This is a genomic window from Actinophytocola oryzae (assembly GCF_004364325.1).
In the GTDB taxonomy this organism is placed as follows: domain Bacteria; phylum Actinomycetota; class Actinomycetes; order Mycobacteriales; family Pseudonocardiaceae; genus Actinophytocola; species Actinophytocola oryzae.
The window spans coordinates 40,898-56,269 of record NZ_SOCP01000026.1; the positions used below are offsets into that span (position 1 = coordinate 40,898).

Annotated in this window: 18 protein-coding genes; 7 read left to right on the forward strand and 11 right to left on the reverse strand. The window is 69.4% G+C overall.

The window, feature by feature from the left end:
* Positions 1-59 precede the first annotated feature (59 nt).
* Positions 60-314 (reverse strand): hypothetical protein, encoded by a 255-nt coding sequence (locus CLV71_RS43290; RefSeq protein WP_133908795.1) that lies wholly within the window; start codon positions 312-314, stop codon positions 60-62.
* A 66-nt stretch (positions 315-380) separates the two neighbouring features.
* Between CLV71_RS43290 and CLV71_RS43295 the strand changes: the two genes are divergently transcribed.
* Complete coding sequence (locus tag CLV71_RS43295) at positions 381-1,343, forward strand: zinc-binding dehydrogenase (RefSeq protein ID WP_133908796.1); 963 nt, start codon at positions 381-383, stop codon at positions 1,341-1,343.
* A gap of 61 nt (positions 1,344-1,404) precedes the next feature.
* On the forward strand, positions 1,405-1,830 hold the full coding sequence (locus CLV71_RS50315) for an HD domain-containing protein (protein ID WP_133908797.1): 426 nt from the start codon (positions 1,405-1,407) through the stop codon (positions 1,828-1,830).
* Here CLV71_RS50315 and CLV71_RS43305 read toward each other — a convergent pair.
* Together CLV71_RS43305 and CLV71_RS43310 are read right to left on the reverse strand one after the other, a co-directional pair.
* A complete protein-coding gene (locus CLV71_RS43305) occupies positions 1,804-2,154 on the reverse strand; it encodes an MmcQ/YjbR family DNA-binding protein (RefSeq protein WP_133908798.1) in 351 nt (116 codons plus the stop codon). The two genes, CLV71_RS50315 and CLV71_RS43305, sit on opposite strands and share 27 nt — an antisense overlap.
* A gap of 25 nt (positions 2,155-2,179) precedes the next feature.
* Complete coding sequence (locus tag CLV71_RS43310; protein WP_243867359.1) at positions 2,180-2,713, reverse strand: Uma2 family endonuclease; 534 nt, start codon at positions 2,711-2,713, stop codon at positions 2,180-2,182.
* 22 nt (positions 2,714-2,735) lie between these two features.
* Between CLV71_RS43310 and CLV71_RS43315 the strand changes: the two genes are divergently transcribed.
* Complete coding sequence (locus tag CLV71_RS43315; RefSeq protein WP_208298011.1) at positions 2,736-3,182, forward strand: NUDIX domain-containing protein; 447 nt, start codon at positions 2,736-2,738, stop codon at positions 3,180-3,182.
* On the opposite strand, the gene CLV71_RS43320 is transcribed toward CLV71_RS43315, so the two are convergent.
* Both CLV71_RS43320 and CLV71_RS43325 read right to left on the reverse strand, forming a co-directional pair.
* The gene (locus CLV71_RS43320) at positions 3,179-4,009 is read right to left on the reverse strand and encodes a phosphotransferase family protein (protein WP_243867361.1); all 831 of its coding nucleotides are present in this window, start codon (positions 4,007-4,009) and stop codon (positions 3,179-3,181) included. The two genes, CLV71_RS43315 and CLV71_RS43320, sit on opposite strands and share 4 nt — an antisense overlap.
* Positions 4,010-4,044: 35 nt before the next feature.
* A complete protein-coding gene (locus tag CLV71_RS43325; RefSeq protein ID WP_133908801.1) occupies positions 4,045-4,500 on the reverse strand; it encodes a glycine-rich domain-containing protein in 456 nt (151 codons plus the stop codon).
* 154 nt (positions 4,501-4,654) lie between these two features.
* On the opposite strand from CLV71_RS43325, the gene CLV71_RS48960 reads away from it, so the two are divergent.
* Positions 4,655-5,923, forward strand: coding sequence for an NsdA family TPR-like regulatory protein (locus tag CLV71_RS48960; protein ID WP_208298012.1), 1,269 nt, complete (start codon positions 4,655-4,657; stop codon positions 5,921-5,923).
* A gap of 102 nt (positions 5,924-6,025) precedes the next feature.
* Positions 6,026-6,484, forward strand: coding sequence for a GNAT family N-acetyltransferase (locus tag CLV71_RS43335; RefSeq protein ID WP_208298013.1), 459 nt, complete (start codon positions 6,026-6,028; stop codon positions 6,482-6,484).
* A 3-nt stretch (positions 6,485-6,487) separates the two neighbouring features.
* Here CLV71_RS43335 and lepA read toward each other — a convergent pair whose 3' ends face one another.
* The 5 genes from lepA to CLV71_RS43360 are packed head-to-tail and all read right to left on the reverse strand — an operon-like array spanning position 6,488 to position 11,930.
* A complete protein-coding gene (gene lepA, locus CLV71_RS43340) occupies positions 6,488-8,335 on the reverse strand; it encodes a translation elongation factor 4 (protein WP_133908803.1) in 1,848 nt (615 codons plus the stop codon).
* Positions 8,336-8,392: 57 nt separating this feature from the next.
* Positions 8,393-9,208 (reverse strand): heme ABC transporter ATP-binding protein, encoded by an 816-nt coding sequence (locus CLV71_RS43345; RefSeq protein WP_133908804.1) that lies wholly within the window; start codon positions 9,206-9,208, stop codon positions 8,393-8,395.
* A 40-nt stretch (positions 9,209-9,248) separates the two neighbouring features.
* On the reverse strand, positions 9,249-10,280 hold the full coding sequence (locus CLV71_RS43350) for a FecCD family ABC transporter permease (protein WP_133908805.1): 1,032 nt from the start codon (positions 10,278-10,280) through the stop codon (positions 9,249-9,251).
* Positions 10,270-11,268 carry a heme/hemin ABC transporter substrate-binding protein gene (locus tag CLV71_RS43355; protein ID WP_166664493.1) on the reverse strand — a complete coding sequence of 333 codons (999 nt, stop codon included), beginning with the start codon at positions 11,266-11,268 and terminating at the stop codon, positions 10,270-10,272. Before CLV71_RS43355 ends, CLV71_RS43350 begins: the two co-directional genes overlap by 11 nt.
* Complete coding sequence (locus tag CLV71_RS43360; RefSeq protein ID WP_133908806.1) at positions 11,256-11,930, reverse strand: biliverdin-producing heme oxygenase; 675 nt, start codon at positions 11,928-11,930, stop codon at positions 11,256-11,258. The genes CLV71_RS43355 and CLV71_RS43360 overlap by 13 nt, the downstream gene beginning before the upstream one ends.
* Before the next feature lie 74 nt (positions 11,931-12,004).
* Here CLV71_RS43360 and CLV71_RS43365 point away from each other — a divergent pair, with 74 nt between their 5' ends.
* Both CLV71_RS43365 and CLV71_RS43370 read left to right on the forward strand, forming a co-directional pair.
* Positions 12,005-12,751: a neocarzinostatin apoprotein domain-containing protein gene (locus tag CLV71_RS43365; protein ID WP_208298014.1), complete on the forward strand. Its 747-nt coding sequence runs from the start codon at positions 12,005-12,007 to the stop codon at positions 12,749-12,751.
* Between the two features lie 57 nt (positions 12,752-12,808).
* The gene (locus CLV71_RS43370) at positions 12,809-14,593 is read left to right on the forward strand and encodes an HtaA domain-containing protein (protein WP_133908808.1); all 1,785 of its coding nucleotides are present in this window, start codon (positions 12,809-12,811) and stop codon (positions 14,591-14,593) included.
* Between the two features lie 25 nt (positions 14,594-14,618).
* Here the strand turns inward: CLV71_RS43370 and CLV71_RS43375 are convergent, their stop codons facing one another.
* Entirely contained in the window at positions 14,619-15,251 is a 633-nt protein-coding gene (locus CLV71_RS43375; protein ID WP_133908809.1) for a class I SAM-dependent methyltransferase, read from the reverse strand.
* Positions 15,252-15,372: the final 121 nt, after the last annotated feature.

Sequence of the window (15,372 nt, forward strand, 5' to 3'; positions counted from 1 at the left end):
AGGATGACCAGCCCGACCAGGGCGAGCGTGATCCGTTTTGTCGACCCCACGCGACCACCCTACGGAGTCACCGAGTCGACCAGGTCCTCGGTGCGGGTGTCTTCTTCGGGCTCCTCGTCGATCGCCTCGCCACCGATCGGCTCCTCGTCCCCGGGGTCCGGTCCGAACCAGGTCGACGCGTGGTCGACAGTCCGGTCGATGACCCAGGCGACGCCGACGCACAGTGGCCCGAGGAACACGACGACGAGGGCGAACTGGAACGGAAAAGCGAGCCCGGCGACCCACAGTTCGACGCCGTTCCACCAATCCGACATGACACGAGAGTAGACCTGCGCCACTCCAGGGGTTCGCCGAATGCCCCAACTGGGTAACTTGAGAGCATGTTCGCCGTTTACGCAGCCGAGCCCCAACCCGAGAGTCCGCTGGACGCCCTGCGGGTCGGCGAGCGACCCGATCCTGAGGTCCCGGACGGCTGGGTTTCCGTGTCCGTACGTGCCGCCAGCCTGAACATGCACGACCTCTGGACGTTGCGCGGCGTCGGCATCAAGGCGGAGCAGTTCCCGATGATCCTCGGCTGCGACGGGGCGGGCGTGCTCGCCGACGGTAGCGAGGTCGTGCTGCACGGTGTGATTGGTGACACATCTCACGGGGACGAGACCTTCGACCCGAAGCGGTCGCTGCTCACGGAGAAGTACCAGGGCACCTTCGCCGACAAGGTGGCCGTGCCTGCCAGGAACGTCCTGCCCAAGCCCAGGTCGCTGTCGTTCGGCGAGGCGGCGTGCATGGGCACGGCGTGGCTGACCGCCTACCGGATGCTGTTCACCCGGTCGGGGCTGCGGCCGGGCCAGACGATGCTGGTCCAGGGCGCCTCAGGCGGGGTGTCCACGGCGTTGGTGTCGCTGGGTAAGGCCGCCGGCATGCGTGTGTGGGTGACGGGCCGGACCGAGGAGAAGCGGGCCCTGGCGGTGTCGCTCGGCGCGGACGAGGCGTTCGAGTCCGGCGCGCGGCTGCCGGAGCGGGTGGACGCGGTGTTCGAGACGGTCGGCAAGGCGACATGGGGTCACTCGATGAAGTCCCTCAAGCCGGGTGGCGCGATCGTGGTGTCCGGCGCGACCAGCGGCCCTGACGCGGGTGCCGACCTGCAGCGGCTGTTCTTCATGCAGATCAGGGTGATCGGCTCGATGATGGGTAACCGGGACGAGCTGGCCGACCTGCTGGCGTTCTGCGACCTCAAGGGCCTGCGCCCCACGATCGGCAGCGAGCTGCCGATGACCGAGGCGAAGACCGGCTTCGAGCAGATGCTCGCGGGCGAGACCGCCGGGAAGATCGTGTTCACCCGATGAGTGGGGCTTGCGGAGCGAACCAGCGGGCGCGGCGGTGCCACGCAGCGGGCGAGGGAGTGTCATGAAGTTCACTCTGGACGAGGCGATCCAGGTCGCCCGACGCGCGCACGAGGGTCAGCTCGACAAGTCGGGTCGGCCGTACATCAGCCACCCGCTGCGGGTGATGGGCTCGCTGCGTGACGAGCACGAGCGGATGGCCGCCGTGCTGCACGACGTCGTCGAGGACACACACGTCACGCTGGCCGACCTGGAGGCGGCGGGCTGCCCCGAGGTGGTCCTCGCGGCGGTGGCGGCGATCAGCAAGCAGCCGGGAGAGGACCAGGCGACGTACCTGGCGCGGGTCGCGGCCAACCCGCTCGCCCGGACGGTGAAGCTGGCGGACATCGCGGACAACCTGTCGCCGGACCGCCTGGCCCGCCTGGACCAGGCCACCCAGGAGCGGCTGCGGGCGAAGTACGAGTCAGCGCTGAGGCAGCTGGGCGACTAGCTTCTGGGGCGCGACCGTGCGGAAGGCGTCCTGGACGACCTCGGCGAGCTCGTCCCAGTCCTGCGCGGTGTCGAGGTAGACGCCGAGCCAGCCCCGGTGCCCGACGTACGGCGGCCGGAAGTACCGGACATCGTCGACCATCGCCTCCTGCGCGCCGGGCGGCGCGGCGCACCAGAACGCGACCCGGTCGTCGTGGTGGTGGTCGGCAAAGCTCACGAAGAGGCGTTTGCGCACGAACCAGGCCGGCTCGCCGTGGCTGACCTTCTCGGTCACCTCCGGCAGGGCCAGGCACAGTGCCCGGAGCTTCGTCAACGCGTCGTCCACAGGCGTGACCGTAACCCGAGGCGGTCTAGGTCGGCCGCCCGAGCAGCTCGGTGAGGACGACACGGACACGGAACGGGTCGTCGGTCTCGAACGGCTCCTCCGCGCACACCTTGGCGACCTTCCGGTACCGCGCGCCGTCGAGCCGGTGCGCGAGGAGCGACGGCCTGGTGGGATCGAGGACCCAGTAGTGCGGGACGCCCATGCGTGCGTACGCGACCTTCTTGTTGTTGAGGTCGTTGATCGTCGTGCTGGGGTCGACGACCTCGACGACCAGCTCAGGGGCGTCGAGCACGACCTCCTCCTCGATGTCGACCTCCCACGCCACCTGCAGGTCGGGTCGCAGCTCGGTGTCGGGCGACATGCACACGACGTACGGCGGACACAGCACGGCCAGGTCCTCGGGGCAGACCTCGTCGAGCAGCGCGGCAAGCCTGGTCAGCGCCCGCTGGTGGCGACGGCCGGGAGGCGGGCTCACGATGAGACTGCCGTCGATCAGCTCGTAGACGTTGCCGTCATCCGGCATGAAGTCCAGATCCTCCACCGTGAACGGCCGCCCCATGCCGACATGGTGCACTGCTGACGTGCGTAACACCATCCTCAGCGCTGCTGGTGCCCTGATCCTCGACGAGGCGGGCCGCGTACTGCTGGTCGAACCCAACTACAAGGACCACTGGGAGATCCCCGGCGGGGTGATCGAAGTCGGCGAGACCCCGTCGCAGGGGTGTGCGCGGGAGGTCGCGGAGGAGCTGGGCCTGACCCGCGAGCCCGGCCGCCTCCTGGTCGTCGACTGGGCGCCGCATCCCACGGGCGGCGACCGGGTGCTGTTCGTCTTCGATGGCGGCACCATTACGCAGGCCGACATCGAGGCCATCCGTCTACAGCCGGAGGAACTGGACTCGTACGAGTTCCTTTCACCCGCCGAGGCACTCGAGCGCCTGATCCCCCGCCTACGCCGCCGTGTCGACGCCGCACTACTCGCGCGCGCCGAGAATCGCACGCTGTACCTGGAACACGGCGTCCCGCACTAGCCCAACCGCCACCGCACCCAACGCCGAGCCGCGTCGGTCAGTCTTTCGCGGTGAGGTAAGGGCTGGTCCCGCTGGAGAAACTCCCAGATACCGAGCACCGCCACCGCGAACGCCGTCCGGTCGTCCGACGAGGCGCCGTGCCAGGTCTCGACGTCTTCGGCCCACCGCTCAGCCGCGTCCGGCGAGTGCCCGGCGTCGATCAGCCGAAGGAGCGAGAACCCGGCGTCCAGCCACGGCACGGCCGCGCGCGACCACGCCCAGTCGACAACCCGCATCCGATCACCGACCAGGAGGTTGAGCGCGTGCAGGTCGGTATGCGCAAGCCGATCACCCGCGACGGCGTCGATGGCACGCCGCTCCCACTCGACGAAGTTGTCGAGGTTCGCCCGAGACCAGGGATGCAGATCGGCGGGTGTGGCATGCCGGAGGCGTCGCCACGCGGCAAGCCGCGCCCACTGGGCGGCCAGGTCCGGTGCGTCCCCTGCGGGCAGGCCGGCCAGTTCGCGAAGCGCATCGACGAGCAGGGGAAGATCCGCTGAGCCGGGAGTGAGATCAGCATGCCGCCCGTCGACATGTTCGTACCCGAGCAGCAACCAGCCGCCGCACTCGACGGTCCACAGTAGACGAGGAGCGATAGCGGGAAGACGCGCGTTGACAGCCAACTCGTGGCGATGTCCACGCACCCCAGGGTTGTCTGTGGTGATGCCCTTGACAAAGACCCGGCCAGCCGAGGTCCCCAACGCGGCGGAAAACTCCGAATGCCGCCCGGCGACAGCAGGCCTCTCGTCGACAACGACACCCGCATGCCGCTCGACCTCTGACCGCACCTCCGAGGGCAGCTCACCCCAACCCCGACGAACCATCACGAGACAGGGGGCGGATCGTCGTGGCATCCGCCATGACACCCGGTGCAATCCGCAGCCGAGAACCACAGCACGTCGTCCACCTGGTAACCGGCACGCCGCATGGCCGCCACGGTACGACGAACGGCCGACGCCCACTCACCCGAACCGCCGGGCGGACCGCCGGTGGGCACGTGATCGATGAACCGTCCCGCGATCCGCCGGCAGAACTCGCGATAGTCGCGCGTGTGCAGGACAAACATGTGCCATCCGTCGTCAACGGCCCGACTCGGCGACAACGGCTCCCCCCGATGAACGGCCGACGTCCCGAGAAACGCCAGCGCCTGATCCATCACCCGACCGGCGAAATCAGGCGAGTGCCCTTCATCGGACACCAACCGAGCGACAAGACGCTCGAACAGCCTCTCCGAAACCAACGAGCGGCCGGTCAGCCGCTCGGTGACAGTGCTGGTCACGGCAGTCCTTCCCTTCTGCTGGTTGTCACAACGACGACTCCAAGCATGTCTGGTCCCAGCCGGGGTCGAAACGAATCGATGTTGTACTCGTGTTGCACTCGCGACGCAGGCTGTCGACGCCGCGTGGTGAACTGGACCAGACGGGGAGGTGCGAGTGACCACGGTTCGCCACTGGAGCGGCCACGAGGCTCGAACGCTGCGACGGGCGTTGCGGATGAGCATCCGTGGGTTCGCTGACCATCTCGGCGTGGCCGCGCGCACCGTGTCGAAGTGGGAGGAACGCGGTGCGGCGACGACCCCGCTACCCGACACGCAGGCCATCCTCGACGTGGCATTGCACCGCGCGGACGACAGTGCCAAGAGACGGTTCAAGTCATTCCTGGATGAGCACCCAGATGACGAGATGGACGACATGAATCGGCGCACCGTCCTGGGCATTCTCGGGCCCCTGGCAGCATCCCCACTGGCTGGCCGGCTGGAGGAGGTGCGCCGCGGCCTGGACGGCATGCTGGGAGCAGAACCAGCGGATCGCGATGCGGACGACTGGGAGCAAACGGTCGCCGACTACGCACGCGAGGTTGGTTGCCTGCCCGCAACAGAGGTACTTCCCAACATCGTCGCCGACTTCGCCGACATCCAGAGCGATATTGCTCGGGCACGAGACACGGTCAGGAAGAGGCTCGTACACAACGCTGCGCAGCTGGCCGCACTGACCGCGATCTCGCTGATCAACGCGGATGAAAGACACGCTGCGCAACGCTGGTGGCGCACTGCGGCACACGCCGCAGTCACCACGGGGGATCACGCCCTGGTCGCTCTGGTGCGTGGTCGCCACGCGGTGATGTCGCTCTACAACGGACCTCTCGAACGAGTGATAGAACTAGCGGACCACGCAGTGTCGGCAGGGAGGTCGGCGCCGTCCGTTGGTGTCATCAGTGGCCTTGCCGCGCGAGCGCAGGCTCTGAGCCAGCTGGGCCGACGCGACGAGGCCGCCAAGGCACTGCAGGAGGTCCTGGATCTGTTCTCTCTCTTGCCGGCCAGCGCCGGCTCTTGTTCCGACAGTCAGTGGAACTGGGGGGAACAAAGGCTTCACCACGTGACAAGTCATGTGCATGCGCACGCCGGACGCCTGAAGGAGGCCGGCCAGGCTCAGGATGCCGCGCTTGCCGTGTATCCCAGAGGCAACTTCCAGGGACGTAGCCAGATCGAGTTGCATCGTGCTGCCGCACTCATCCGGGGTGACATCGGCGCCGGAGCCGATCACCTGCTATCCACACTGGAGCGATTGGAGCCGTGGCAGCGTGCTGATGGCATCGTGATGCGAAGCGTGGTGCTCACACTCGACATGGTTCCACCAGGCCAGCGCGATCAGGCAAACGTCCGGCTGGCTCGCGAAGCCATCACCTCAGGAAGGGATCGGTAGCACACAATCATGCAAACAACGTTCCGCCATGCTGACGGCAGCTCCGCCGCCGGGATCCTCGACTCGGTGGTAGCACCGGTCTACGAGGCGAGCCATGCCGACGTGATCGACACCCCCTTCTACTCGACCGAGCGGTTCGTCGAGCGAGTTCGGGGATACCTTCGTGCACCGGGGTTCGAGTTGGTCGCGGCCCATGCGGACAGCACACCCGTCGGTCTGGCGTTCGGGTATGCCCTTCCGACCAACGCACGCTGGTGGGAAGGGCTGACGACACCCGTTGACGAGGGCTTCACCGACGAGACCGGCCGGCGCACGTTCGCGCTCAACGAACTCATGGTCGTGCCCGAGTGGCAGGGCAAGGGCGTCGCGCACGCGCTGCACGACGCCCTGCTCGGCGGTCGTACGGAAGAACGCGCCACGCTCCTCGTTCGCGAGGACAACGCCTCCGCCCAGACCGCGTACGCCCGGTGGGGTTGGCACAAGGTTGCCAAGCTGCGCCCCTATTCGGACGCGCCGCATTTCGACGCCTTGGTCCTGCCGCTGCCGCTCGGGTCCCGATAGCGCCTACTTCTTCTTGGTCTTGTCCGGGGACTCGTCGGTGGACAGGGCGGCTACGAAGGCTTCCTGGGGGACCTCCACGCGGCCCACCATCTTCATGCGCTTCTTGCCCTCCTTCTGCTTCTCCAGCAGCTTGCGCTTACGCGTGATGTCACCGCCGTAGCACTTCGCCAGGACGTCCTTGCGCATGGCGCGGACGGTTTCGCGGGCGATGACCCTTGCGCCGATCGCTGCCTGGATCGGGACCTCGAACTGTTGTCTCGGGATCAGCTCGCGCAGTTTCGAGGCCATCCTGGTGCCGTAGCCGTAGGCCGACTCGCGGTGGACGATCGCCGAGAAGGCGTCCACCGGTTCGCCCTGCAGCAGGATGTCGACCTTCACCAGGTCGGCGGCCTGGTCGCCCGTCGGCTCGTAGTCCAGGGACGCGTAGCCGCGGGTGCGGGACTTCAGGGTGTCGAAGAAGTCGAAGATGATCTCGCCCAGCGGCATCGTGTAGCGCAGCTCCACGCGGTCGCTCGACAGGTAGTCCATGCCGCCGAGCTGGCCACGCCTGCTCTGGCACAGTTCCATGATCGCGCCGATGTAGTCGCTCGGTGCGATGATCGAGGTCTTCACCATCGGCTCGTACACCTCGGCGATCTTGCCCTCCGGCCAGTCCGACGGGTTCGTCACCGTCACGTCGCCGCTGCCGTCGTCCAGCACCACGCGGTAGACCACGTTCGGCGCTGTCGAGATCAGGTCCAGGCCTGCCTCACGTTCCAGGCGCTCTCGCACGATCTCCAGGTGCAGCAGCCCCAGGAAGCCGCAGCGGAAGCCGAAGCCCAGCGCAGCGGAGGTTTCCGGCTCGTAGCTCAGTGCCGCGTCGTTCAGGCGGAGCTTGTCCAGTGCCTCACGCAGGTCCGCGTAGTCCGAACCGTCCACCGGATACAGTCCCGAGTAGACCATCGGCCTCGGCTCGCGGTAGCCGGCGAGTGGGTCGGTCGCGCCGCGCTTCTCTGCCGTGACCGTGTCGCCGACCTTCGACTGCCGGACGTCCTTCACACCCGTGATCAGGTAGCCGACCTCGCCGACACCCAGACCGGTACTCGGCTTCGGCTCCGGCGAGATGATGCCGACCTCGAGCAGCTCGTGCGTGGCGCCCGTCGACATCATCCTGATGCGCTGCCGCGGCGTGATCTTGCCGTCCACGACACGGATGTAGGTGACCACGCCGCGGTAGGTGTCGTACACCGAGTCGAAGATCATCGCCCGGGGTGGCGCGTCGTCGACGCCCGTCGGCGCGGGCACCAGCCGCACGATCTCGTCCAGCAGCTCGCGGACCCCCAGGCCGGTCTTCGCCGAGACACGCAGGACGTCGCTCGGCTCGCAGCCGACGATGTGCGCGATCTCCTCGGCGTACTTGTCCGGGTCCGCCGCGGGCAGGTCGATCTTGTTGAGGACCGGGATGATCGTGAGATCGTTCTCCATCGCGAGGTAGAGGTTCGCGAGGGTCTGCGCCTCGATCCCCTGGGCCGCGTCGACCAGCAGGACGGCGCCCTCGCACGCCTCGAGCGCCCTGGACACCTCGTAGGTGAAGTCGACGTGGCCGGGCGTGTCGATCATGTGCAGCACGTGGTCCTGACCGTCGAGCTGCCAGGGCAGCCGGACGTTCTGCGCCTTGATCGTGATGCCGCGTTCACGCTCGATGTCCATGCGGTCCAGGTACTGCGCCCGCATCGCCCGCTCCTCGACGACGCCGGTGAGCTGCAGCATCCGGTCGGCAAGGGTCGACTTGCCGTGGTCGATGTGCGCGATGATGCAGAAGTTCCTGATCAACTCAGGATTGGTGAACGTCGTGTCGGCGAAAGTCGTCACTCGGGTTCCTCGCGTGTCATGGGTACGACCTATCGTCCCATGTGCGCGTAGGTGACCTCAGCGAACCGGCAGCACGAGTGGAGTGCCCGTGCGCGGGTGCTCCAGCACCTCCACCTCCCGCTGGTACACCTCGGTCAGCAACGCGCTGGTCAGCACCACCGACGGCGGTCCGCACGCCCGCAGCTCACCCGCCGCGACCACGGCGAGCCGGTCGGCGTGGGCGGCTGCCAGGTTGAGGTCGTGCAGCACCGCGAGCACCCCTGCGCCGGTCCGTGCCCGCTCGGCCGCCACCCGCAGCACCAGGTCCTGGTGTCGCAGGTCGAGGGCTGCCGTCGGCTCGTCGAGCAGCACCATCGGGGTGCGCTGCGCGAGCACCCGCGCGAGCGCCGCCCGTGCCCGCTCACCGCCGGACAACGTGCCGAACGTGCGTTCTGCGAACTCCGTCACCTCCGTCTCGGCCATGGCCTCCGTCACGACCGTCTCGTCGTCCGCCGCCTCCGCCATGCCCGCCCACGGCGCCCTTCCCATCTCCACCACCTGCCGGACGGTGAAGGGGAAGGCCACGGTCGTGTGCTGCGGCAGGACCGACCGCCACAGCGCCAGCTCCCTCGGTCGCCACCGCTCCACGGGCCGCCCACCGACCGACACACTGCCAGAGCCCACCGACAGGTCCCCCGAAAGCAGGCTGACCAGCGAGGACTTGCCCGCGCCGTTGGGACCGACGACCGCGAGCACCTCCCCGGCCCGCAGCGTCAGGTCGATGTCCCTGAGCACCTCCCGACCACCGCGGGAGACCCCGACGCCGGACATGGTGGCGAGGGGCTCTCCGGCTTCCGGCCACGCGGGCGGGTGGCGCCGCACTCCCAGCCTCATGCCGTCCCACCTCCGTGGCCTGGCGTCGTCGGCCCCCGCATCACGCCCACCCGCCCTGGCGGCTTCTCGTGCGGCGGAGCAGCCAGAAGAAGAACGGGCCGCCTACCAGTGAGGTGAGCATCCCCAGCGGCAGTTCCGCGTTCTCCACGGCCGTCCTGGCCAGCAGGTCGGCCGCCACCAGCACCAGCGCGCCACCCACCGCGCTCGCCGCCAGCAGCGACCGGTGCGCGGGTCCCGCCACCATCCGGATCACGTGCGGCACCACCAACCCCACGAACCCGACGATCCCCGTGAACGCGACTCCCGCCCCGACCAGCAGCGCCACCGCGAACACCACGACGAGCCGCAGCCGCTCCACGTGGACGCCCAGGTGCCGTGCCGGGCCCTCACCCAGCGACAGCAGGTCCAGCCGCCCGGCCACCGACGCCGCCAGCACCAAGCCTACGAGCGCCAGGGGCGCCACGGCGGACACCGCGGACCACGTCGCGCCGTTCAGGCTCCCGAGCTGCCAGAAGATGATCTGCTCCCGCGCCTGAGGATCGGCCACGAACGTCAGGAACGCGATCACCCCGAAGGCGAACGCGTTGACGGCGATCCCCGTCAGCACCAGGGTGACCACTTCGGTCCGCCCACCCGACCGCGCGAGCCAGTACACCGCCAGCGTCGTCCCGAGACCGCCGACGAACGCCGCCGCCGCGACCGTCAGGTTCCCGAGCAGGGAGATGCCGAACACGATCGCCGTGCACGCGCCGACCGCGGCGCCGGACGAGACCCCGATCACCGCGGGCTCGGCCAGCGGGTTGCCGAACACCCCCTGCAGCAACGCGCCTGCCACACCGAGGCACGCGCCGACGAGGACGGCCAGCACCACACGCGGGAACCGCACCGCCCACAGCGCGTTCTCCCCCTGCGGATGCGTCGGCAGCGGGCCGGTGTCGATCCCCAGGTGGTGCAACACCGACCCCATCACCTCGAAGGGTGGGACCGCCACCTGGCCGCTGCCTGCCGCGACGAGCACCATCACGACCAACCCGACCGCCAACCCGAGCACGAGCGGCCACCTAACCCTCATACAGCACCTTCGCCAGCGCCGTGATCGTCCGGCCGACGCGGGGACCGAAGCCCAGCAGGTCGGTGTCCGCCACGTCGACGATCCGCCGCGACTGCCCCGCGGGCGTCTGCGCCACCCCCGGGATGCGGAGCAGTCCGTCCACCCCGCCGACCGACTCGAGCCCTTCGGTCATCACGAGGATCACGTCCGGCTGCGCGTTGAGCATGCCCTCGCTCGTGATCGGCACGAACGGCTTGTCGAGCCCGATGTCCGTGCCGACGTCGGTGGCGCCGACCGCCTCGATCATCGCGTCCGCACCGGAACCCGGCCCCGACATCAGGTACACGCCCGCCGAGCCCCGGACGTACAGGAACGTCACGCGGGGCGGCGTCCCGGCAGGCGCCAGCGCTCGGGCCGCCCTGATCTCGCCATCCACTTCGGACACGAGTTCGTCGCCCGCAGCCGACACCCCGAGAGCTGCCGCCACCGCGCGGATGTGTCCCGCCACGCCGGTCAACGTTCGCGTCGGGTCGAAGAACACCACGGGGATGCCGGCCTCCCGCAACTGCTCCTGCACCTCCGGCGGACCGATGCTCGTGTCGGTCAGCACCACCGTGGGGTCCAGGTCGAGGATGGCCTCGGCGTTCAGGTCGTGGCCACCGGACGTCACCACCGGCACGTCCGCCGCGCTGGGGAACCCGGTCGATGGGTCCCGCCCGACCACCCGGTCGCCGAGCCCGAGGCTGAACACGATCTCCCCCAGCGTCCCGTACAGGTCGACCGCCACGATGCGGTCCACACTGGACACCCGGACGTCTTCGCCGTCGAAGGAGCGCACGGTCACCGGCAGCGCCGGTGTCGGGTGGGCGACCGGGTGCACGTCCTCGTCCGCGAGCCGGGCGGAGGCCGGGCCGGACAGCGCCAGCGCGGTCGGTGCCGACCGCGCGCCGGTCGCCACCCCGCCACAGCCCGCCAGGAAGAGCACCAGGAGCAGGCCTACTGCTCGCACGAGCCCACCCAGCCGACCCCCAGCGCCTTGCCCAGGTCGTCGAAGACCCCGCGGTTCAGCCGGAACGCCTCGTTCGCCTCCGCCAGCAGGTTGGCCGGCTCGCCCGCGGCCCACTCGGCGGTGTCGATCAGTGCGCGGTAGTCGTCCTTGAACACCTTCGGCTTCGCGATCTGGTCGAACACGTAGAACCGCACGCCGTCGCCGGTCAGCCCGTACAGCGACCGCAGCTTGGCACGGATGATCTGCCCGCCCGACAGGTCACCGAGGTAGCGCGTGTAGTGGTGGGCCACGAACCCGCTGCGCGACGAGAAACACACCTGCCGAAGTCGGTCGATGTAGCGGCTGGTCGCGGGCAGGGGCGCGACCTCGTCCCGCCAGCCGGGGCCGAACAGCCACGCGAGGTCGGCCTCCAGCGCGTCACGTCGAAGCAGAGCGTCCGAGACGAACGACCCCACCACGGCGTCCCCACGCCATCGCTCCCCCGCCTCCTCGATCACGACGTAGAAGAGGTACGTCTGGCCGAGCATCGCCGCGTACGCGTTCCGGTCCAGCTCGCCGGCCATCAACGCGACCACGAACGGCGACGACTCGGTGCGCTCGTGCTCCTCCTTCGTCGCGTCGCGCAACCGGGTCGAGAGGCTCCCTAACGCAAGATCGGTCATTGTCACCCGCACATCCCTAAGGTTAGGCTGCCCTCAGTAAACTCAGCCTAACCTAATGATTGGCGGCCCTTCTAGTGCCAAGTGGACGAATCGCGGCGGTGCTGGTCATGGTCTCCGCCGCGCTGCTCGCGACGGCGGCACCGGCATGGGCAGCGCCGGGCATCAGTGTGTCGAAGAGCACCGGGCTTGATCCGGCCGGCGACACGATCACCGTCAGCGGGTCGGGGTTCGACGTCACCAAGGGCATCTACGTGGCCGTGTGTGTCGACAACGGGCCCGGCCAGGTGCCCACGCCGTGTCTCGGCGGTGCCGACACGAGTGGCGGCGCGGGCGGGTCGAAGTGGATCTCGTCGAACCCGCCCAGCTACGGGCAGGGGCTCGCGACGCCCTACGGGCCGGGCGGCACGTTCACGGTGACCCTCTCGGTGGTTGCCGTCGACCCGGTCACCGGCACGGACTGTACGAAGGTCCGGTGCGCGGCGGTCACGCGCGCCGACCACACCCGCACGTCCGACCGCTCGCAGGACGCGCGCGTCCCACTCGCGTTCGGTCTGCCACCCGCCCCGAGAACGACGACGACCACGACCGCGGCACCCCCACCACCACCACCGCCGACCACCACGACTCCGACCACGACCACGACCACGACCACCACGTCCGCGACGACAACGACGACCACGTCCACGACCGCACCTGCCGTCGAGAACACCGCCGCGCCAACGAGTCCGAGCCGTACGGGCTGGTGGCTAGGCGGCGCCGCGGCGGTCCTGCTCGCCGCGGTCGTCGTACTGGTGCTGCGCAGAAGAAGACGTACCCGCTGACTTCCCCACCACCACGGAGCTGCCCGGTCCCTCGGAAGAAGGAGCAGTCAGCTCACCATGTCCACTCGAACCACCAAGGCCAGACCGCTCGCCGCGGGACTGGTCGTCGCGCTCGGCCTCCTGGCGGGCCCACTGGTCGGCACCGCGCAGGCCGCGACCGTGTCCGGCGGTCAACTCGACTGGGGCGTCAAGCAGTCGTTCCGCAGCTACATCGGCGGCCCCATCGCGCACGGCACCATCACCGCGAGCGACGGCGCGACGAAGAACGCCGACGGCACGTTCCGGTTCCCGTCGGCGACCGGCTCGGTCGACGCCGACGCGAACAGCGCCGAGCTGGCGTTCACCGGCAAGGTCGAGTTCACCGGACACGACAGCGGCTCGGGACCGCTGCTGTACATGACGATCGAGGACATCCGCGTCACACTCACCGCCTCCGGTGGCACGCTCGTCGCGGACGTTGTCAGCAAGTCGCTGTCCTCCGGCCAGCTGACCACCTACGACGACGTCGAGTTCGCCACTCTCTCCGCGGCGGACCTCACCGGCACGGACACGGTCACCGGCACGAACGTGGCCGCGACGCTCACCGAGGCCGGTGCTCCGGCCTTCGCCGACTTCTACCCCGCCGGTACCGCGCTCGACCCGCTGTCGTTCGCCGTGACCGCGGCACCCGACCCGGTGTGGGAGCCCGCGGTGACCGTGAGCAAGACATCGGGCCTCGACCCGACCGGCGAGACGATCACCGTGACGGGCAACGGTTTCGACCCCGCGGCCAACGTCGGCACCCGCCCGCCGCTCGCGGGACAGCGGACCGGTGTGTACGTGGTGTTCGCGAAGATCGCCCAGCCCTGGAAGCCCTCGGAGGGCGCACCGTCCGCCGCTCGAACCGTGCTGGACCAGAAGTGGGTGCTGCCCGCCGCGTCCAGGGCGATCCTGGACCCCACCGGCACGAACCCGGACTTCGCGGAGCTGACGTCGGAGGGCACCTTCTCCACGACGCTCGACCTGACGGCCGTGACCGACGGTGTGGCCGACTGCACGGTCGACACCTGTGGAGTGATCACCTACGCGGCTGGTGGCGCGGTCAACGCGGCACACGAGTTCTTCACGCCACTGTCTTTCAGCACGACCGACCCCACGGACCCGACCGACCCCACGACCACTCCCGAGCAGCCGGCCGGAGTCACGAACGCGCGTCTCGACTGGGGCCTGAAGCAGTCGTTCCGCAACTACGTGCGCGGACCGATCGCCCACGGTTCGTGGACCCTCGACGGGGTGACGGGCGAGTTCCGTTGGGAGACCGTCACTTCCGCCGAGTACGAGGCCGGGACGGGCGGCCAGGTCGCGTTCTCCGGCGGGGTGCGGTTCACCGGCCACGACGGCCAGCTGGACCTGACCATCTCGCAGCCACAGGTGCGGTTCGCCGACGGCAGCGCGGAACTGGTGCTCGACGTCCGCAGCAAGAGCCTGGAGACGGGTGAGTTCACCGAACTGGACGACGTGGTGTTCGCGACGCTCGGCACGGCCGCCCCGACGGTCGCCGACGGCGTGGTCACCTACACCGCCCTGCCTGCAAAGCTGACGGCGGAAGGAGCGGCCGGTTTCGCCGGCTTCTACGACGCGGGCGCGGATCTGGACCCGGTCACGGTCACGATCGCCCTGGACGGTGCCACCCTCCCACCCGGCGGTGGCACTGACACGGGTGACAACACCTCCACGACGCCGGCGTCCGCGTCGGGTCTCGCGGAGACCGGCTCGCCGATCGCGCCGTTGGTCGCACTCGGCGCGTTGCTGCTTGTCGGTGGTGCCGGCTTGCTCAGGGCGCGCCGCCGCGCCTCGGTCTGACCCCCACGCGGCGGCCCGCTACGACTCAGCGGGTCGCCGCGAACCGGGTCACGGCTCCCGAGTGCTCGAGCCGGTCCACACGCAGACCGGCGTCGGTGAGCCACCGCACGATGTCGTCCGAGGTACCACCCGGACCGAACAGACCCAGCCGTCGCAACACGGTGATCGCCAGGTCCTGACGCCGGCCGGCACCGAGGACGAGCGTGTCGCCGATCAGGCGGCCACCCGGCCGAAGGCACCGCGCCAACTCCCGCACCGCGAACGCGGGCTCCGGCAGGCAGTGCAACCCGTTGAAGCTCACGCACACGTCGAAGTCGTTGTCGGCGAAGGGAAGCCGCGCGATGTCCGCCTCGACGGTCGTCACGTCGAGGCTTCGCCGCCGCGCCTCCCGACGAGTACGGCCGAGCATCACCGGCGAGATATCCGCCGCCACGTAACGGATGTCGCGCCGAACCCCACGCAGGACCGGCCCGCCGCCGCACGGCACGTCGAGCACGGACGTGCCTGCGGGCAGGACGGCCAGCGTGCGGATGGTGCTGTACAGCTCACGGGTGTCCGTCCCCCACAGCAGGGACCCGACCGGCCGCGCCAGCCACTCGTGCCGCACCCCCAGGTCGTAGACGACGGCGGGCAGCCGCCCGGTGGTCCAGTTCAGCATGCCGCCAACGGTAGTCAGCCCCGGCACTCGGCGCCCGGGATGACCGTACCCATCCCGGGTGACACCGGCCGGTCGGCTGTACCGATGTGAATCATCTCTGTGGAGTTGTCAAGCTGCTGGT